Genomic DNA, 19,759 nt, shown 5'->3' on the forward strand with positions numbered 1-19,759 from the left:
TCCTGAAATAGGTTTACACCTATTTCACCCTAACGCCCGATGCACCGCATCGGGCGTTTTGTATTTCAAGGACAGGTGTGGGCGTTCCTGGTTGTAGATCAGTATTGCCTCCCGCACCATCTGCTCCGCTTGTGCCAAGTCTTTCGGACGGTGGAGCAAGAGTTCGGTTTTCAAGATGCCGTTAACCCGCTCTGCCTTGGCGTTTTGATAGCAATCGTAACCATCGGTCATCGAGCATGTAATGCCGTGTTTGGCATGGATCTTTTGGTAAAGCCCTGAGCAATACTGCACACCTCGATCCGAGTGATGGACCAGTTTCTGCCGTGTTCGACGCGTCTTCAGCGCCATGCGCAAGGCCTGGGCTACCGAGTCGGCATGCAGGCTGCCGTGCACGTGATAACCGACAATTTTTCTCGAGAAATCATCCGTCACCAGGCTTAGGTAGACCGGATCATCGCGTTGGGTGGAGAGGTAAGTAATATCCGCCACCCAGACCTGTTCCGGACCGGATGCGGCGACTTGCTGCGGGCCAGGCTTCAGTAGATTGGGATGGCAGTGAAAGTGATGATGGCTGTCGGTCGTCTTGTGGTAGGCCCGTTTCCTGCGAACCAACTGCCGATGTTCGCGTAAAACCTCAAACAAACGATCCCGGCCAACGTGCAGCTCTGGCTTATCACGCTTTTCATGCATCAATGAGTGCAGTTTGCGTGTGCCTAAGCAGGGTTGGCGTACGCGGATCTCCTGCACAAACTGCATGAGTTTCTGATCCTGCTCGAGCCGAGCTCGATAGACCCGTTCGCGTTTGTAAAAGGCTTGGCGACTGATCCCCATAAACTGGCAAGCCCTGCTGACACTCAGGGTTTGGGTTTGCGCAACGACTTGCCGGGCCGCTTTTTTACAACGGATACGCCGTAGTCGTTCTTCAGGACATCGACCACGTCTTCAAAGAATTTGGCTTTCTGATTCGCCAGCGCCAACTGCTCCTCAAGCTCCTTAATTCTCTGCTCGGGAGTTAATGGCAAAGTAGGCTCGTCCATCGGTCGGACCCTCTGGGAGCGAATGGAAGCGCCTTGGCTCCAGTCCTGTCGACCATGCTTGCGTAGCCAGACCAACACCGTCGACCGACCCTGAATCCCGTAGCGCCGTTGAGCCTCTTTATAACTCAACTCGCCTTTTTCGACCTGATCGACAACCGACAATTTAAAAGTCAGCGTGTAATCGCGTTGACTGCGTTTTATGCCCGTATCCATTGCACCTTCCTGATGAGAAGTCAGAAGGTGTAAACCTTATTCAGGACGGAACATCACCCACAAAAAAGCCCACATCCTGTGGGCTTTTTACTGTGCGGCAAGACCTCAGGCATAACTCCTGAGTGAAACCGGCGGAATGAACGCTTCCAACTCATCCTCCACCGCTTCGATTATTCGTTCTACATCTGCCGCATTCATCACGGTCGCGCAGGGAATGCCGGCGATGGCGATCATGGTTTCGCCACTGGCACGGTCAAACAGACGGGCAATCATGCTGCCCGGCGCGTCCATGCTCGCCTCGAAACCCATGGGATGAAAATGCCAGCGCATCAGCTGGCAGGCGTTGGGAAAAGTGACCTTGCTGAATATCCCTTTGTTCATGTGTTGCCCGCCTTAGTCATCGAGCGCTTCCTTTTGCTCATGTGAGGAGGGGTAGAACCTTCATTGGTTCAACCGGTGGATGCCTTTAAAAGTAGCATCCAGATGTGAAAACCATGTGGATTTTTTCAGTCCGTTTGGCGATTGGTTCAATTTTTTTTGATATGGGTCACGTCACGCCCCGTTATCGCCAAAACGCCAGTACCGATTGGCCATTGAAGCCGGCGCGGAACTTGGGCAAGCTCGGTTTTTTTTCGCCGAGCCCTTTATGCACGCCGATGATGATGGCCCGCTGCAAACCCAGGCCACGGGCGAAACGGTCATGCGCTACCACCTGTGCTGGAAACACCGGGACCTGGACGGCGTCATGGCCCTTTATCACCCGGACATCCAGTACAGCGACTTTTTCCAGAACCGGGTGATGGGGCTGGATGAGTTGCGCGAGTACGTGCGTGACAGCATGCCGCGCAATCCTGGCGAAGCGCTGGAGCACTCGGACCGAATCCGACTGGACGGCAATACGGCATTCATTCAATACCAGATGACGTTGCGCGGCACCGAGGGGTTGGTGTCGTTCCGCTCCAGCGAAGCAATCACCGTGCGTGACGGTTTGATCTGGCGCGTCAACGAATACGCCTCCCTGGTGCGCGAGCAGCCGGCCAACAAAGCCTCCACTAACTTGCGCCCGGCGGCCAGTCGGCTCGGTTTGTCACCGCGACAACTGAGCTTCATGGCCGAAGACCTGCAGCAGTACTTCCAGCGCCAGCAACCGTACCTGGACCCCGAACTCGACTTGCAGCGGGTGGCGAAGGAGTGCGGTTACAGCCGCAATCAGATTTCCTATCTGCTGAACCAGGTGCTGGGGCAAAGCTTTTATCGCTACGTCAACCAGGCGCGCTTGCAGCATTTGCTCGCCGCGCTGGATAAAGCGACGCCACCGCTGCGCGTCGATGAACTGGCCTTTGCTGCCGGTTTCAACTCGCTGTCTGCTTTTTATAGCTGTTTTCGCCAGCACACCGGCCAGTCGCCGAAGGCCTACGTCAAACAAATTTCTTTGCGTGCACGCGCGCAAGACAGTCTCTGAGGTCGCGCACTAGGATCGACGCCATTGATGTGTTGAGTGGCGGAGTGGTGTATGTCGGCGTGGCGCGGTATCAGTTTATGGATGGATCAACTCGACGAGCCGTTGCAGGCGCGCCCGGCCCTGGAACAGGAGCTGGACGTCGACGTGACCATCATCGGCGCGGGCTACACCGGGCTGTGGACCGCTTACTACCTCAAGCGTCTGGCTCCGGGGTTGGACATCGCCATCATCGAGGCGCAAACCGCCGGGTTTGGCGCCTCCGGCCGCAATGGTGGCTGGTTGATGGGCAATCTGCTGGGTGAAGACCGTCTTCTCGCCGATCTGCCGGCTGAACAGCGTCGCGCCTCGTTCGATCTGTTGCACAGCATCCCCGATGAAGTAGAGATCGTCCTCGAACGCGAAGGCATCGACTGCGATTACCGCAAGGGTGGAGTGCTTTACTGCGCCGCGCGTTATCCCGAGCAGGAAGCCAGCCTGCGCAGCTACCTGGACAAACTCTATAGCCAGGGCCTGACCGAAAACGATTACCGCTGGCTCAGCCCCGAGCAATTGGCGCAACAGATCAGGGTTGCCAAGCCGTATGGCGGTATCTATGCACCGCACGTCGCGACCATCAACCCGGCCAAATTGGTCCGGGGCCTGGCGCGCACGGTAGAGCGCATGGGCGTCAAGATCTACGAGAACAGCCCGGTTACCCATTGGCAGTCCGGCAGCGTGCGCACGGCGCAAGCCCAGGTTCGCAGTCGCTGGGTGGTGCCGGCGGTGGAAGGTTATTCGGTCACGCTGCCGCCCCTGGGGCGTTATCAGTTACCCGTACAAAGCCTGCTGGTCGCCACCGAGCCGCTGTCCGCCGCCACTTGGGACGAAATCGGCCTGAGCCAGGGCCAGGCGTTCAGCGAAGCCAGTCGCCAGGTCACTTACGGCCAGCGCACGGTCGACAATCGCCTGGTGTTCGGCGCTCGCGGTGGTTATCAGTTCGCCGGCAAATTGCGCCATGACTTCAATCTCACGACTGGCGAAGTCGAGCTGCGGCGCTATCTGTTTGGCGAGCTGTTCCCGCAGTTGAAGAACGTGCGCATCACCCACGCCTGGGGCGGCAACCTGGGCATGTCCCGGCACTTCAAGCCGCACATGCTCTGCGATCGGGCCAATGGCATTGCCTTATCCGGTGGTTATGGCGGGGAGGGTGTCGGTGCCAGCAATCTGGGCGGGCGCACCCTGGCCGATCTGATTCTGGAGCGCGATACCGAGTTAGTCCGGCAGCCTTGGGTGATTCCACAAGGTGGCCTCAATGCGTTGAGAACCTGGGAGCCGGAGCCCTGCCGCTGGCTCGGTTACAACGCGATCATCCGCAGCTTCGTCCACGAAGACCAGACCCTGGCCAACCCGGCCACTGCACCCTGGCGCCGCAAGCTGGCCAGCGGTGTGGCGGGGTTCATGGAAGGTTTCATGCACTAAATATTGATGGGTATTCCAATGAGCATTACGCAGTTCAAAAACACCGCCACCCTGAAACTGGACGACTCCAATCCCGTCGCTGTGCCCTTGGGAACCCCAGTGGCCGTGGCCTCAACCACCAGCGTCGAACGCGACGACGGCGTCGAAACCGGCGTCTGGGAATGCACGCCCGGGCGCTGGCGGCGGCAGATCGTGGCCCAGGAGTTTTGCCACTTCATCCAGGGCCGTTGCACCTTCACCCCCGACGGCGGTGAAACCCTGCACATAGAAGCTGGCGATGCACTGATGTTGCCGGCCAACAGCCTCGGGATCTGGGATATCCAGGAAACCGTGCGCAAGACCTACGTTCTGATTTTTTGATTTTGATCTTTTGATTGCCTGCCAATAACAACAAACCCACACAGGAATCGACTCATGATCCGAAAGACATTGACCCTGGCACCTCTCGCACTGGTCGCGACCCTCAGCCACGCGGCCGAGACCGTCAAGATTTACAACTGGTCGGACTACATCGCCCCGGACACCACCAAGAACTTCCAGAAAGAAACCGGCATCGGTTTCAGCTACGACGTCTACGACAGCAACGAAACCCTCGACGGCAAGTTGATGACCGGCAAATCCGGTTACGACGTGGTGTTCCCCTCCAACCACTTCATGGCTCGGCAGATTCAGGGCGGGGCCTTGAAGAAGCTCGACAAGAGCCAGTTGCCGAACTGGAAAAACCTCAACCCCGTGTTGCTCAAAGCCTTGCAAACCAACGATCCGGGCAACGAACACGGCTTCCCATACCTGTGGGGCAGTACTGGCATCGGCTACAACATCGCCAAGGTCAAAGCTGTGTTGGGTGACAACGCGCCCGTGGATTCCTGGGACTTGATCTTCAAGCCCGAGAATATGGCGAAACTGCAAAAATGCGGCGTGGCGATTCTCGACAACGGCCCGGAACTGCTGCCGGCCGCCCTGAACTACCTGGGCCTGCCGCACCACAGCAAAAACCCGGAAGACTATAAAAAGGCCGAAGCGCTGCTGCTCAAAGTCCGGCCGTACGTGAGCTATTTCCACTCGTCCAAATACACCAGCGACCTGGCCAACGGCGACATCTGCGTGGCCGTCGGTTTCTCCGGCGACATCCTGCAAGCGGAAACCCGCGCGAAAGAAGCCAAGAACGGCGTCGACATCGGCTATGCGATTCCCAAGGAAGGCGCCGCCATCTGGTTCGACATGGTCGCCATGCCCGCCGACGCCCCGGACGACAAAGCCGGCTACGCCTTCATGAACTACCTGCTGCGCCCGGACGTCATGGCCGGCATCAGCAACTACGTGCACTACGCCAATGGCAACGAACAGGCCGACAGCCTGATCGACCCGGCGATCAAGAACGACACCAAGGTATATCCGAGCCCGGAAATGATGGGGAAATTGTTTGCGCTTGAGGCGATGCCGCTGAACATCGACCGGATTCGCACGCGGGTGTGGAACAAGATTCGGACGGGGAGTTGAGTCAGTCGACATCGTCTGAAATAGCAAAATGATCTTGAGACCTGTCAAACCTGACAGGTTTCAACATTTTTATTTGTCGATCAAATCATGACGGCAGGCGCCTCGCATCGAGGCGACACAAGGAGGGTTCGTCATGAGCAGCAATGTCACCGGCACGATGAAAGGCACCATTTCCGAAAAAAAACGGGGTTGAAGAGGGCCTTTACTTCAACCCATGTGTTTAGAAATAACACTGACCACCGCTTGAACGTCACTGGATACGCGGGCGGGCTCGCCGGCGAAGGCATCGCGTTTAGATTAGCCGATGAAAATGCTCCGAGCGGTACATACCACGTAGGTAGCAGTTCTGTGGTGAGTCTTTTCTATTTTGTGAACCCGTCTGGGGAGGTGTTCGAAGCTGTCACCGGTGGCACCCTCCATCTTCAAAATCACCAGCCAGAGGAGCGAATCAATGGGCAATTGAATTTTAGTTACCATACTCGGGCAGCTGAGCGAGTGGATGTTGAGGTCGTGTTTGCTATCGAAGGCATCGATCGAGTGCCTTAGCGTGTGAGGATGAGAAGGGCGGATCTATTGGAACAAGAATCCGCCCATACTCATTCATGAAGGCGACTCACTAGGAGATTGATTTAGTTGATGGCAATGCACTGGCACTCATATTAATAAGTCCAGCAAAGTGAGACGTCTTCGACAAAAAACAACTTAGCCATATTTAATATTTAAATTTGAAGTTGTCAGACAATCCATTCAAACCCCATCACTCCAAACAATATTCCCTCCCCGCACCCCATGTTTCCGGGCATATTCCCGAACAGCCAAGTTCGACCCCAAAAAAGTGCTAGACGTTTGATTTCCAATTGTGTCAGGTTTCTTACGCCTTCATTGGGCGAGTGATTGGACGATCTCGCCAGAGATTGTCCCGTCGGACAAAAACTGTTCCATTGCTTAACAAGGAAGTGTGTTTATGTCGAAAGTAAAAAGCCAAAGCCATTGATTCCGCCGAACTGGTCTTCCAGCCATTGCAAGCACTGGCCGCGCCGAGTTCTGCGTTCAACCAGATCAATAGCTTCAGCCATCAGTACGACCGTGGCGGCAACCTCACGGTCAATGGCAAACCCTCCTTCTCGGTAGATCAAGCCGCGACTCAACTGCTGCGCGATGGTGCTTCCTGGCACGATCTCAACGGCAGCGGCAAAATCGAACTGACTTACACCTTTCTGACGTCCCAGACCTCGAATTTCAGCGGCCTGGGCGTTACCGGTTTCAGTCAGTTCAGCGCCCTGCAAAAAGCCCAGGCCGTGCTCGCCATGCAATCCTGGGCTGACGTCGCCAATGTAACGTTTGCCGAAGCGTCCAAGGGTGGCGATGGCCACATGACCTTCGGTAACTACAGCGGCGGCCAGGACGGCGCAGCGGCATTTGCTTTCCTGCCGGGCACCGAGCCAGGTTATGACGGTCAGTCCTGGTACCTGACCGGCAGTGGTTACAACGTCAACAAAACCCCGGGCTTGAGCAATTACGGGCGTCAGACCCTGACCCACGAAATTGGTCACACCTTGGGCCTGTCTCACCCTGGCGACTATAACGCCGGCGAAGGCAACCCGACTTATAACGACGCGTCCTACGGCCAGGACACCCGTGGCTACAGCCTCATGAGCTACTGGAGTGAAAGCAATACCAGCCAGAACTTCAGCAAGGGCGGTGTCGAAGCGTATTCGTCCGGCCCGCTGATGGACGATATCGCGGCGATTCAGAAACTCTACGGCGCCAACCTGGAGACCCGTACCGGTGACACCACCTACGGTTTCAACTCCAATGCCGGCCGTGACTTCCTGAGCGCTTCGTCGTCCGCCGACAAACTCGTGTTCTCGGTCTGGGATGCGGGCGGCAAGGACACCCTGGACTTCTCCGGTTTTACCCAGAACCAGAAGATCAACCTCAATGACGCCTCGTTCTCCGACGTTGGCGGCCTGGTAGGTAACGTGTCCATCGCCAAGGGCGCGATCATCGAGAACGCCATCGGCGGTTCGGGCAACGATCTGTTGATTGGTAACAGCATCGCCAACGAACTGAAGGGCGGTGCCGGCAACGATCTGATCTACGGCGCGGGCGGTGCGGACAAACTGTGGGGTGGGTCGGGTTCGGACACCTTCGTGTTTGCCGCCAGCACTGATTCCAAGCCAGGCGCAGCCGACCAGATCCTCGACTTTGTCAGCGGTCTGGACAAGATCGACCTGACTGGCATCACCAAAGGCGCAGGCCTGCACTTCGTGAATTCGTTCACCGGTGCGGCAGGCGACGCGGTGTTGACCTCTTCGGGCGGTAACAGCCTGTTGTCGGTGGACTTCTCCGGGCACGGCGTGGCTGATTTCCTCGTCAGCACCGTTGGCCAGGCAGCTACCACGGACATCGTGGCCTGATTCAAGGCAAAAAGGAGCGCGGCGCCTGGTGCGCCGTGCTCCGTCCTTGCATCGATGCCCGTAGTGGGTAAGGCTACAGGCCGGAGTAAAAAGTCCTATGACCCATAACGTCTTTACCTACAGAGCAAGCGCGTGGCTATTGGCGACGCTGATGATGTTTTTTGGAGAAGTAGCCATGGCAAGTAGCCTGAAATTAGCTGACCCTTCGGAGCTGACAGGTCGTTGGCAAGCCACCCTGAACGCCCCGCAAGACACCGCTGAGTCCCGCGCCCTGCAGGACAAGCCATCGAATGTTTGCGTCATCGAGTTGCAACCGAAACAGACCCTGGGCGAGGGCGCCGAATGCCTCGGTGCGTGGCTGGAGGAACAGCCGATTGGCTGGTTTCCGGATCCCGACGGTATTTCGATTACCGGCAAGGAAGGCTCAAGAATTGTGTTTTTCAGCCGACAGCGTGAAGGGTTTTACCAAAGCACTTTGAAGTCGGGCCTGAGCATCACGCTTGAACGTGTCGCTCGTTAAGCAACAAAGCCCACTGATGATGTGTGCTGGATATAAAGCCCTGTAACGCCGTTATAAGTAGCCCATCGATAACGTGAACTCTGGCTGAATCGAAAAGAGTTGTTATTAATGTGTAAACACATAGCGGGCAAAGAACGTCTCGACCCGTGTGCGGACAGTTAATGAAATCTCGCCAATGAATGGCGAGGCCTATCATCTCAGGAATATTCAATGAAGATGGCGAACGCCCCAGCCACCGCACCGTTATTCAAGGCACTGGGCGACTATAAGAGCATCTTGATCAGCGTCGGATGTTTCACCGCACTCATCAACGTGCTGATGCTGGTCCCATCGATTTATATGCTCCAGGTGTATGACCGGGTGCTGTCTTCGCAAAACGAAACCACCCTGGCGATGCTGTCATTGATGGTGGTCGGTTTTTTTGCCTTCATCGGCATGCTGGAGGTCATCCGCAGCTTCATCGTCATCCGCATCGGCAGCCAACTGGAGCGGCGCTTCAACCTGCGGGTCTACCAAGCCGCGTTCGAGCGCAACCTGTTCAAGGGCGAGGGCAACGCCGGGCAGTCCCTCGGTGACCTGACCCACATTCGCCAATTCGTGACCGGTCCGGCCTTGTTTGCCTTCTTCGACGCGCCGTGGTTCCCGGTCTACCTGTTTGTGATTTTCCTGTTCAACGTCTGGCTGGGCGTGCTGGCCACGGCCGGCGCCGTGCTGTTGATCGGGCTGGCTTGCCTCAACGAGGCGATGACCAAAAAGCCCTTGGGTGAAGCCGCAGGGTTTTCCCAGAAGTCCAGCCAGTTGGCCACCAGCCATTTGCACAACGCCGAAACCATCCAGGCCATGGGCATGCTCGGGGTCTTGCGCAAGCGTTGGTTCCAGGTGCATTCGCGTTTTCTGGGCCTGCAGAACCAGGCCAGTGACACCGGCGCCGTCATCAGTTCCCTGAGCAAAACCCTGCGCCTGTGCCTGCAATCGCTGGTGTTGGGCCTCGGTGCGTTGCTGGTGATCAAGGGCGATATGACCGCCGGGATGATGATTGCCGGTTCGATCCTGATGGGCCGGGTCCTGAGCCCGATCGATCAACTGATTGCCGTGTGGAAACAGTGGAGCGGCGCCAAGCTCGCCTATCGTCGGCTCGATGCCTTGCTGCAAGCCTTTCCGCCCAGCGATGAAGCCATGGCGCTGCCTGCACCGAAAGGCCAGATCAGCTTCGAACAAGTCAGCGCCGGCCCACCGGGCCAGCGTGCGGCGACCTTGCACTTGGTCAACTTCAGCCTGGGTGCTGGCGAAGTGTTGGGCGTGCTTGGCGCTTCCGGGTCTGGCAAATCGACCCTGGCCCGAGTGCTGGTCGGCGTCTGGCCGACCCTCGGCGGCACGGTACGCCTCGACGGCGCGGACATCCATCGCTGGAACCGCGATGACCTCGGCCCGTACATCGGTTATCTGCCCCAGGACATCGAACTGTTCAGCGGCAGCATTGCGGAAAACATCGCGCGGTTCCGGGAAGCCGATCCGCAGAAAGTCGTCGAGGCCGCCAAACACGCCGGTGTCCACGAACTGATCCTGCGCATGCCCCAAGGCTACGACACCGTGCTCGGTGAAGACGGCAGCGGGTTGTCCGGCGGCCAGAAGCAGCGCGTGGCCCTGGCCCGTGCCTTGTATGGCAACCCGAGCCTGGTGGTGCTGGACGAACCCAACTCCAACCTCGACACCGTCGGTGAAGCAGCACTGGCCGGCGCCATTGCGCACATGAAAGTCAACGGCACCAGCGTGATTCTGGTGACCCATCGTTCCTCCGCGCTGGCCCAGGCCGACAAGTTGCTGGTGCTCAACGACGGTCGCTTGCAGGCGTTCGGCCCGAGTCAGGAAGTACTCAAGGCATTGTCCGGCAACCAGCCGACCGCCAATCAGGAGCACAAGGCACCCCAGGCGCCGGGCGGGCTCAGCATGAGCCGGCAGTATCAGCCCACGACAAGGAATTCGGGTGTATGAGCAGCGCACGCATGAACACTGAAAACGAAGCCACGATGGAACACGACTACATCGCCGAACGCCCTGAACGCGACGCCAAATTTTTCGCACGCATGGGCTGGATCCTCGCGATTGTCGGCGCTGGCAGCTTCTTCACTTGGGCCAGCCTCGCGCCGCTCGATCAAGGGATTCCGGTGCAAGGCACGGTGGTTGTGTCCGGCAAGCGCAAAGCGGTGCAATCGATGAGTCCCGGTGTTGTCAGCCGGATTCTGGTGCGCGAAGGCCAGGTGGTGAAACTCGGCCAGCCGCTGTTCCAGCTCGACCAGACCCAGGTCGCGGCCGACGTCGATTCGCTGCAGGCGCAATACCGCATGGCCTGGGCCAGCGTCGCGCGTTGGGAAAGCGAGCGGGACAACCTCAAGCAAGTGACTTTCCCCACCGAGCTGAGCAAGGACGCTGATCCGCGTCTGGCCCTGGTCCTCGAAGGCCAGCGCCAATTGTTCAGCAGCCGCCGCGAAGCCTACGCCCGTGAACAGGGCGGGTTGCGCGCCAATATCGAAGGCGCGAACGCGCAACTGGCCGGCATGCGCCGCGCCCGCACCGACCTGACGGCCCAGGCCAGCTCGCTGCAACAGCAACTGAGCAACCTTCAGCCTCTGGCCGACAACGGCTACATCCCGCGCAACCGGCTGATGGAATACCAGCGTCAGCTGTCGCAAGTGCAGCAACAACTGGCGGAGAACACCGGCGAAAGCGGGCGGGTGGAGCAGGGCATCCTCGAAGCGAAACTCAAGCTGCAACAGCACATCGAGGAGTACCAGAAAGAAGTCCGCACCCAACTGGCCGACGCGCAACTCAAGAGCGTGACCCTCAAGGAGCAATTGACCTCCGCCGGGTTCGACCTGCAACACCGCGAGATCATCGCCACTGCCGACGGCATCGCCGTCAACCTCGGGGTGCACACCGAAGGCGCCGTTGTGCGCCAGGGCGAAACCTTGCTGGAGATCGTGCCCCAAGGCACCACCCTGGAAGTGGAAGGGCACCTGCCGGTCAACCTGATCGACAAGGTCGGCACCCACTTGCCGGTGGACATCCTGTTCACCGCGTTCAACCAGAGCCGCACGCCACGGGTGCCGGGGGAAGTCAGCCTGATTTCCGCCGACCAGATGATCGACGAGAAAACCGGCGCCCCTTACTACGTCTTGCGCAGCAGCGTCAGTGACCAGGCCATGGAAAAACTCCACGGCCTGGTGATCAAGCCCGGCATGCCCGCGGAAATGTTCGTGCGCACCGGTGAGCGTTCACTCCTCAACTATTTGTTCAAGCCGCTGCTCGACCGGGCCAACTCCGCGTTGACCGAGGAATAAGGATGTTCGGTTGTATGAATAAGCTTTCCATGCTCGGGGCCGCCCTGGCGATGCTGACCTGCAACAGTGCAATGGCCCTGGGGCCGTTTGAAATCTACGAACAGGCGTTGCGCAATGACCCGGTGTTCCTCGGCGCCATCAAGGAACGGGATGCCGGCCTTGAAAACCGCATCATCGGCCGCGCCGGGCTGTTGCCCAAAGTGGGTTACAACTACAACAAAGGGCGCAACACCTCCAAGGTCACCCAGATTAACGAAGGGCGGCCGGACTTCACCGAGGACCGCAACTACAGCAGCTACGGCTCGACCTTGACGGTGCAACAACCGTTGCTCGACTACGAGGCTTACGCGTCGTATCGCAAAGGCGTGGCGCAATCGTTGTTCGCCGACGAAGCCTTTCGAGGCAAGAGCCAGGAATTGCTGGTGCGGGTGCTGGATAACTACACCAAGGCGTTGTTTGCCCAGGACCAGATCGACATCGCCCAGGCCAAGAAAAAGGCGTTCGAGCAACAGTTCCAGCAGAACGAACACATGTTCCGCCAGGGCGAAGGCACGCGCACCGACATTCTTGAGGCCGAGTCGCGCTATGAACTGGCCACGGCCGAGGAAATCGAGGCCCGTGACGAGCAGGACGCGTCGCTGCGTGAGCTGGGTGCGCTGATCGGCGTGCCGGCGGTCAACATCGGTGATCTGGCGCCCCTGGACCAGAACTTCCAGACCTTCGCCCTGCAACCGGCCAATTACGACACCTGGCACGAGATGGCCGTGGCCAACAATCCGAACCTGGCTTCCCAGCGTCAGGCCGTGGAAGTGGCGCGCTACGAAGTCGAACGCAACCGCGCCGGGCACCTGCCCAAAGTCAGCGCCTACGCCTCGGTGCGCCAGAACGAATCGGAAAGCGGCAACACCTATAACCAGCGCTACGACACCAACACCATCGGCATCGAAGTCAGCGTGCCGTTGTATGCCGGTGGCGGGGTCTCGGCCATGACCCGCCAGGCCAGCCGCACCATGGAGCAAGCCGAGTACGAACTGGACGGCAAGACCCGGGAAACCCTGATCGAACTGCGCCGCCAGTTCAGCGCCTGTTTGTCGGGGGTGAACAAGCTGCGCGCCTATCAAAAAGCCCTGGTGTCCGCCGAAGCGCTGGTGGTGTCGACCAAGCAAAGCATCCTTGGCGGTGAGCGGGTCAACCTGGATGCGCTCAACGCTGAACAACAGTTGTTCACCACTCGAAGAGACCTGGCGCAGGCGCGGTATGACTACCTGATGGCGTGGACCAAGCTGCATTACTACGCCGGGACATTGAACGACCAGGATCTGGCGAAGGTAGATGAGGCGTTTGGCCAGGGCCCGAAAACCCGCTGATCTGCTGACGAAAAACAAACCTGTGGCGAACAGGCTTTTGTGGCGAGGGACCTTGCTCCCGTAACCGCCGTGGGGGGGCCGCTTCGCAGCCCAGCGGGAGCAAGCTCCCTCGCCACGAAAAGCTCGATTGCCACAGGAATCGCGACATCCTGAAAGAAATGCATTTCGGCAACACCGCACGACCACCCCCGCGAACAGGGGGACTAAAACTCTAAAAACGCCAAAAAAGCGAGAAAGACATGGAAGTACAGATCAAGCCGATATCGGTCGGCACGCTATTGCTCCTGGTTTCTGCCATCCCCCAAGCAGCCCAGGCCCAATACCTCGAAACCGGCAAACCCGGTGACGCCGCCAGTTGGCGCTCGGCGGAGTTCCAGCGTGACTGGGGTCTGGCCCGCATGCAGGCCGATCAAGCCTACGCCGCCGGCATCACCGGCAAAGGCGTGAAGATCGGTGAACTGGATTCCGGCTTCGACGCCAGCCATCCCGAGTTCGCCACCGACCGCTATCACGCGGTCACCACCCGCGGCACCTATGTCGACGGCACACCGTTCAACGTCGACGGTACGCTCAATCCCAACAACGACTCCCATGGCACCCACGTCACCGGCACCCTGGGCGCGTCCCGTGACGGCACCGGCATGCACGGGGTGGCGTTCAACGCGCAGATCTACGTGGCCAACACCAACAAGAACGACAGTTTCCTGTTCGGTCCCAATCCCGATCCGCAGTATTTCAAAGCGGCCTACAACGCCCTGGCCGATGCCGGTGTGCGGGCGATCAACAACAGCTGGGGCAGCCAGCCGCCGGATGTCAGCTATCGCACCCTCGACGACCTGCACGCGGCCTACGCTCAACACTTCAATAAAGGCACCTGGCTGGATGCCGCCGCCGACGTGTCGTCCCAACGCGGCGTGATCAACGTGTTCAGTGCCGGCAACAGCGGCTACCCCAACGCCAGCGTGCGTTCGGCGCTGCCGTACTTCCAGCCGGAATTGGAAGGCCACTGGCTGGCGGTCTCGGGGCTGGATCAAGCCAATCAGCAAAAGTACAACCAGTGCGGGATCGCCAAGTACTGGTGCATCACCACCCCCGGCGCGAAGATCGACAGCACCATTCCTGACGGTGGCTACGCGATCAAGTCCGGCACCTCCATGTCCGCGCCCCACGCCACGGCCGCCCTGGCGCTGGTGATGGAACGCTACCCGTACATGACCAATCAGCAGGCGCTGCAAGTGCTGCTGACCACCGCAACCCAGCTCGACGGCTCGATCACCGATGCGCCGACCACCCAGGTCGGCTGGGGCGTGGCCAACCTGGACCGGGCGATGCGCGGGCCGGGGCAATTACTCGGCGCGTTCGACGCCAATCTGGGGGCAGGGCAGAGTGACGTCTGGAGCAACGGCATCAGCGACAAGGCGTTGATCCAGCGCCAGGCCGAAGACGCCGCCGAACACAGTGCCTGGCAACAGACTCTGAAGGACAACGGCTGGGAAAACGGCGTGGCGGCGGGCGCCAGTCAACAGGATCAGACTGATTACGCCGTGGGCATGGCGCGGGATAGCGCGGCAGCCACGCGAGTCTATGAAGGCAGCCTGATCAAGTCTGGCGCCGGGCGCTTGATGCTCACCGGCGACAGTACCTATCGCGGGCCGACCACCGTCAACGGCGGCCTGCTGGCGGTCAACGGCTCGCTGACTTCCGCCGTGACCGTGAATGACAGCGGCACCCTGGGCGGTTCCGGGCGCATCGGCGCGCTGACCGCCAATAGCGGCGGCACCGTGGCGCCGGGCAATTCCATCGGCACCTTGCAGGTCGCCGGCGACGTGACCTTCGCCCCGGGTTCGACCTATGCCGTGGAACTGTCACCCACCCGCAGCGACCGAATTGTCGCTGGCGGCACCGCCACGGTCAGCGGCGCCACCGTCAGCCTGTCCCTGGAAAACAGTCCGACCTTACTGACCACCGCCCAGACCCAATCCTTGCTCGGTCGTCAATACAACATCTTGCAAGCGGCTGGCGGTATCCAGGGACAGTTCGGTGCGGTGTTGCCCAATTACCTGTTTATCGGCGGCACGCTCGATTATTCCGCCACCGGCATTGGCCTGAGCGTAGCGCGTAACTCCACCAGCTTCGCCAGCGTCGGCCAGACCCCGAACCAGCGTGCCGTGGCCGGCGCCGTGGAAGGGCTGGGCGCGGGCAATGCGGTGTACGAAAGCCTGCTGCTGTCGGCGACCGCGACTTCGGCACAGCAAGCGTTCCAGCAGTTGTCGGGGGAAATCTACCCGGCGCTGGGTTCGGTGCTGATCAACGACAGCCGTTACCTGCGCGATGCCGTGGGTGAACGTCTCAACGAGGCCAAAAGCGCGCAAAGCAACGGCTGGATCAAGGCCCTGGGCGCCTGGGGCAAGACCGATGACCGGCACGACACGGCGGGTTACACCACCTCGATTGGCGGTTTGCTGGCGGGCGTCGATGGCGCCGTGGATGAGCAAACCCGGATCGGCCTGGTCGCCGGTTACAGCGACAGTTCGGTGAACATGGGCTCAGGCACCCATTCCTCGGCGCAGGTCGATAGCTATCACCTGGGCGCGTATGCCGGCCACGAACTGGGCGCCTGGCGCCTGAGCGCGGGCGGTGCCTACAGCTGGCATCGCGCCGATGTGAAACGTGACCTGCAATACGGCGATGTCAGCGCCAAACAGAAAGCCAAGGTCGATGCAGCCACCACCCAGGTCTTCGGTGAGGCGGCGTATCGCCTGAACCTGCAACCCTTGGCCCTGGAACCGTTCGCCAACCTGGCCTACGTGCACCTCGACACCGAGGGATTTACCGAGAAAGGCGATGCCGCCGCGCTGAAAAGCCATGGCGACACCCGCGATGCGGTGCTCAGCACCCTCGGCCTGCGGGCACTGAAAACCGTGAACCTGTCCGGCCAGCAACAACTGGACCTGAGCGGCAGCCTCGGCTGGCAGCACAACCTGAGCAGCGTTGATTCCGAGCAGCATCTGGCGTTTGCCAGCGGTGGCACCGGGTTCGCGGTGGAAAGTTCGCCACTGGTGCGCGATGCCGCGCTGGTCGGTGCCCACGCCAGCCTGGCGCTGAGCCGCGATATTCGCCTGAACCTCGATTACACCGGCCAACTGGCCAGCCGCGAGAAAAGCCATGGCGTGGGGCTGAGCCTCAATTGGCAGTTCTGATTGTTTGAACCCGTGAAGAGCTCGCAGCCTGCGGCAGCGCCTACGGGTGACGCGTTCGGCGTAGGAGTTGCCGAAGGCTGCGATCTTTTGGATACCCCAAATGACCTGGGGTCATGAAAAAGGCAACACAACTAAGGAAGGTAGCTGGATGACGTCCGAAAACAACAACACGTTCGCCCTCAAATCCCTCAACCTCGCCGTGCTCTGCGCGCTGGCCACGCTGGGCACTGCCCATGCCGCGCCTTACGTGGAAAACGGCAAGGTCGGCGATCCCAACAGTTGGCGCAGCGCCGAGTTCAACGCCGATTGGGGCGTGGGCGCGATCAACGCCCAGGAGGCCTACGCCGCCGGCTACTCCGGTAAAGGCGTGAAACTGGGGATTTTCGACCAGCCGGTCTACGCCCAACACCCGGAGTTTTCCGGGGCCAATAAGGTGATTAACCTGGTCACCAGCGGCATCCGTGAATACACCGACCCGTACATCCCGGTCAAAGCCGGGGACGCGTTCCTTTACAACGGCGCGCCCTCGGTCGGCTCCGACGGCAAGCTCGGCGCCCACGGCACCCACGTCGGCGGGATTGCCGCCGGCAGCCGCGACGGTGGCTCGATGCACGGCGTGGCCTTCGGCGCGCAAATCATCAGCGCCGACAACGGCGACCCGGGCCCCGAGGACGGGATCATTCGCGGCAACGACGGCGCCGTGTACAAGGCCGGTTGGGATGCCCTGATCGCCAGCGGCGCGCGGATCATCAACAACAGCTGGGGGATCGGCATCACCGATCGCTTCGACCTCGGCGGGCGCGACCCGGCGTTCCCGCACTTCACCGTGCAGGACGCGCAATTGCAGTTCAACGAGATCCAGCCCTTGCTCGGCACCAAGCCCGGCGGTGCCTATGACGGCGCCATCGCGGCGGCTCGCAGCGGCATCGTCACGATCTTCGCCGCCGGTAACGACTACAACCTCAACAACCCGGACGCCATCGCCGGCCTGGCGTATTTCGTGCCGGACATCGCGCCAAACTGGATCACCGTGGCGGCGCTGCAAAAGAATCCGGACCTGACCAGCAGCGAGCTCTACAACATCAGCGTGTTCTCCTCGCGCTGCGGTTACACCGCCAGCTACTGCGTGTCGGCGCCGGGCAGCAAAATCTACAGCTCGATCATCAGCGGCACCGACCCCAACAATGTCGGCACCGGTTATGCCAACTACAACGGCACCTCGATGGCCGCGCCGCACGTGGCGGGCTCCATGGCGGTGTTGATGGAACGCTTCCCGTACATGACCGGCGCGCAGGTCGCCAGCGTGTTGCGCACCACGGCCACCGACCTCGGTGCCCCTGGCGTCGACGCGTTGTACGGCTGGGGCATGATCAACCTGGGCAAAGGCATCAATGGCCCGGCGATGTTGGTGACTGAGCAGGACATCCCGGAAGAATTCCGCATCCAGGGTGCCTACGGCGACAGCCAGTTTGTCGCGGACCTGCCGGGCATCGGTGGCATCGTCGACGCCGGCAAACCCACCGAACGCGTGTGCAACGACGAGCACTGCGGGCTCGACACCTGGCGCAACGACATCTCCGGACATGGCGGCCTGACCAAGCAAGGCATCGGCACCCTGGTGCTGACCGGCGCCAACACCTACACCGGCCCGACCCTGGTCAATCAGGGTCGCCTGGCGATCAACGGTTCGCTGCAATCGGCAGTCACCGTCAATGACAACGGCATCCTCGGCGGTAACGGCCGCATCGGCGCGCTGACCGCGAAAAGCGGCGGCACCGTGGCGCCGGGCAACTCCATCGGCACCTTGCAAGTGGCCGGCGACGTGGTCTTCGAACCGGGTTCGACCTACGCCGTGGAACTGTCGCCCACCAGCAGCGACCAGATCATTGCCGGCGGCAAGGCTGTGATCGATGGCGCCACGGTCAGCCTGTCCCTGGAAAACAGTCCGACCCTGCTGACCACTGCTGAAACGCAAACCCTGCTCGGCCATCAGTACAACATCCTGCAAGCGGCGGGCGGCATCCAAGGGCAGTTTGGGCAAGTGTTGCCGAACTACCTGTTTATCGGCGGTGCCCTGGATTACACGGCCAACGGGATTCAACTGGCGGTGGAACGTAACGCGACGTCTTTCAGCGCTGTCGGCCAGACCCCGAACCAACGCGCCGTAGCCGCAGCCGCCGAGCAACTGGGCGCGGGCAATGCGCTGTACGAAACCCTGTTGCTGGCGCCGACCGCCGCAGTGGCGCAGCAAGCGTTCCAGCAACTGTCCGGCGAGATTCATCCGGCGGTGGGCACCATGCTGATGAACGACAGTCGCTACCTGCGTGACGCCGTCAGTGATCGTTTGCGTGAACGTGATCTGTTCGACGCCGGCGCGCCGACGGATGACAAAAGCAACCTGTGGGTCAAAGTCCTGGGCGCCTGGGGCAAGAGCGATGGCGGTAACGACAACGCTAGTTCCAACAGCTCCATCGGCGGCTTGCTGGTGGGTGGCGATGGCTTGATCGCTAAAGATACCCGTCTGGGTTTCGTCACCGGTTATAGCAACAGCTCGTTGAGCATGGGCGATGGCACGCACTCGTCGGCGGACGTCGACAGCTACCACTTGGGTGCGTACCTGGGGCATGAAATCGATGCCCTGCGCCTGAGCGTCGGCGGTGCCTACAGCTGGCATCGCATTGATGCGAAACGTGACCTGCAATTCGCCGATGTCAGCGGCAAGCAGAAAACCAAGCACGATGCGACCACCGCGCAGGTGTTCACCGAAGCCGCTTACCGTTTGGACCTGCAACCCCTGGCCCTGGAACCGTTCGCCAAACTGGCTTACGTGCACTTGAACAGCGACAGCTTCACCGAGAAGGGTGACGCAGCCGCGCTCAAGGCGGGTGAAGACAACCGCGACGCGGTGCTGTCGACCCTCGGTCTGCGGGCGAGCAAAGCCATTGCGCTGTCCGACCAGAAGCAGCTCGAACTGTCTGGCAGCCTCGGCTGGCAGCACAACCTGAGCAGTGTCGATACCGATCAACACCTGGCCTTCGCCAGCAGCAACACCGGGTTCAACGTGCAGAGTGTGTCGATGGATCGCAACGCCGCCGTGGTCGGCCTGCGCGCCGGGTTGGCCTTGAACAAAGCCACTCGCGTGAACCTGGATTACAACGGATTGCTGGGTTCCAACGAAAAGGATCACGGCGTGGGCCTGACCTTGGACTGGCAGTTCTGATTTGACGCAAAGGAAGCCAATAAC

General features: G+C 60.2%; 13 protein-coding genes. 11 read left to right on the forward strand and 2 right to left on the reverse strand.

The genetic code is table 11. From position 1 onward, the window contains the following. Positions 1-24: 24 nt before the first annotated feature. Positions 25-1,250, reverse strand: a protein-coding gene (locus tag ACZ89E_RS06610) for an IS3 family transposase (protein ID WP_476255158.1) whose coding sequence is annotated in 2 segments (ribosomal slippage) — positions 25-899 and positions 899-1,250 — 1,227 coding nt in all. Because the reading frame shifts where the segments join, the coding sequence is not laid out codon by codon here. Between the two features lie 105 nt (positions 1,251-1,355). After that, positions 1,356-1,631: a DUF1652 domain-containing protein gene (locus tag ACZ89E_RS06615; protein ID WP_463257418.1), complete on the reverse strand. Its 276-nt coding sequence runs from the start codon at positions 1,629-1,631 to the stop codon at positions 1,356-1,358. Positions 1,632-1,896: 265 nt separating this feature from the next. Between ACZ89E_RS06615 and ACZ89E_RS06620 the strand changes: the two genes are divergently transcribed. The 11 genes from ACZ89E_RS06620 to ACZ89E_RS06670 all read left to right on the forward strand — a co-directional run bounded on the left by ACZ89E_RS06620 (position 1,897) and on the right by ACZ89E_RS06670 (position 19,735). Beyond that, entirely contained in the window at positions 1,897-2,712 is an 816-nt protein-coding gene (locus ACZ89E_RS06620) for a helix-turn-helix domain-containing protein (RefSeq protein WP_476255159.1), read from the forward strand. A gap of 51 nt (positions 2,713-2,763) precedes the next feature. Next, on the forward strand, positions 2,764-4,170 hold the full coding sequence (locus ACZ89E_RS06625; RefSeq protein ID WP_476255160.1) for an NAD(P)/FAD-dependent oxidoreductase: 1,407 nt from the start codon (positions 2,764-2,766) through the stop codon (positions 4,168-4,170). Between the two features lie 18 nt (positions 4,171-4,188). After that, positions 4,189-4,530, forward strand: coding sequence for a cupin domain-containing protein (locus ACZ89E_RS06630; RefSeq protein WP_149660364.1), 342 nt, complete (start codon positions 4,189-4,191; stop codon positions 4,528-4,530). A 54-nt stretch (positions 4,531-4,584) separates the two neighbouring features. Beyond that, positions 4,585-5,670, forward strand: a complete 1,086-nt coding sequence (locus tag ACZ89E_RS06635; protein WP_149660365.1) for a polyamine ABC transporter substrate-binding protein — start codon at positions 4,585-4,587, stop codon at positions 5,668-5,670. Positions 5,671-6,689: 1,019 nt separating this feature from the next. After that, the gene (locus ACZ89E_RS06640; RefSeq protein ID WP_476255161.1) at positions 6,690-8,090 is read left to right on the forward strand and encodes a serralysin family metalloprotease; all 1,401 of its coding nucleotides are present in this window, start codon (positions 6,690-6,692) and stop codon (positions 8,088-8,090) included. 97 nt (positions 8,091-8,187) lie between these two features. Continuing rightward, positions 8,188-8,610: an AprI/Inh family metalloprotease inhibitor gene (locus ACZ89E_RS06645; protein WP_476255162.1), complete on the forward strand. Its 423-nt coding sequence runs from the start codon at positions 8,188-8,190 to the stop codon at positions 8,608-8,610. A 210-nt stretch (positions 8,611-8,820) separates the two neighbouring features. Next, complete coding sequence (locus ACZ89E_RS06650) at positions 8,821-10,602, forward strand: type I secretion system permease/ATPase (protein ID WP_476255163.1); 1,782 nt, start codon at positions 8,821-8,823, stop codon at positions 10,600-10,602. Then, entirely contained in the window at positions 10,599-11,948 is a 1,350-nt protein-coding gene (locus tag ACZ89E_RS06655; protein ID WP_149660369.1) for an HlyD family type I secretion periplasmic adaptor subunit, read from the forward strand. The genes ACZ89E_RS06650 and ACZ89E_RS06655 overlap by 4 nt, the downstream gene beginning before the upstream one ends. A gap of 14 nt (positions 11,949-11,962) precedes the next feature. Next, on the forward strand, positions 11,963-13,315 hold the full coding sequence (locus ACZ89E_RS06660) for a TolC family outer membrane protein (RefSeq protein ID WP_463257409.1): 1,353 nt from the start codon (positions 11,963-11,965) through the stop codon (positions 13,313-13,315). A gap of 239 nt (positions 13,316-13,554) precedes the next feature. Next, a complete protein-coding gene (gene eprS, locus ACZ89E_RS06665; RefSeq protein ID WP_476255164.1) occupies positions 13,555-16,515 on the forward strand; it encodes an autotransporter serine peptidase EprS in 2,961 nt (986 codons plus the stop codon). A gap of 148 nt (positions 16,516-16,663) precedes the next feature. After that, entirely contained in the window at positions 16,664-19,735 is a 3,072-nt protein-coding gene (locus ACZ89E_RS06670) for an autotransporter domain-containing protein (protein WP_476255165.1), read from the forward strand. Positions 19,736-19,759: the final 24 nt, after the last annotated feature.

This window comes from Pseudomonas sp. TE3899 (assembly GCF_056279105.1).

What these genes read in the sequence shown, in the direction of transcription:
- ACZ89E_RS06615 (WP_463257418.1), bottom strand. Translation starts at nt 1,631, where the DNA reads ATGAACAAAGGGATATTCAGCAAGGTCACTTTTCCCAACGCCTGCCAG.
- ACZ89E_RS06620 (WP_476255159.1), top strand. Translation starts at nt 1,897, where the DNA reads ATGCACGCCGATGATGATGGCCCGCTGCAAACCCAGGCCACGGGCGAA.
- ACZ89E_RS06625 (WP_476255160.1), top strand. Translation starts at nt 2,764, where the DNA reads ATGTCGGCGTGGCGCGGTATCAGTTTATGGATGGATCAACTCGACGAG.
- ACZ89E_RS06630 (WP_149660364.1), top strand. Translation starts at nt 4,189, where the DNA reads ATGAGCATTACGCAGTTCAAAAACACCGCCACCCTGAAACTGGACGAC.
- ACZ89E_RS06635 (WP_149660365.1), top strand. Translation starts at nt 4,585, where the DNA reads ATGATCCGAAAGACATTGACCCTGGCACCTCTCGCACTGGTCGCGACC.
- ACZ89E_RS06645 (WP_476255162.1), top strand. Translation starts at nt 8,188, where the DNA reads ATGACCCATAACGTCTTTACCTACAGAGCAAGCGCGTGGCTATTGGCG.
- ACZ89E_RS06650 (WP_476255163.1), top strand. Translation starts at nt 8,821, where the DNA reads ATGAAGATGGCGAACGCCCCAGCCACCGCACCGTTATTCAAGGCACTG.
- ACZ89E_RS06655 (WP_149660369.1), top strand. Translation starts at nt 10,599, where the DNA reads ATGAGCAGCGCACGCATGAACACTGAAAACGAAGCCACGATGGAACAC.
- ACZ89E_RS06660 (WP_463257409.1), top strand. Translation starts at nt 11,963, where the DNA reads ATGAATAAGCTTTCCATGCTCGGGGCCGCCCTGGCGATGCTGACCTGC.
- eprS (WP_476255164.1), top strand. Translation starts at nt 13,555, where the DNA reads ATGGAAGTACAGATCAAGCCGATATCGGTCGGCACGCTATTGCTCCTG.
- ACZ89E_RS06670 (WP_476255165.1), top strand. Translation starts at nt 16,664, where the DNA reads ATGACGTCCGAAAACAACAACACGTTCGCCCTCAAATCCCTCAACCTC.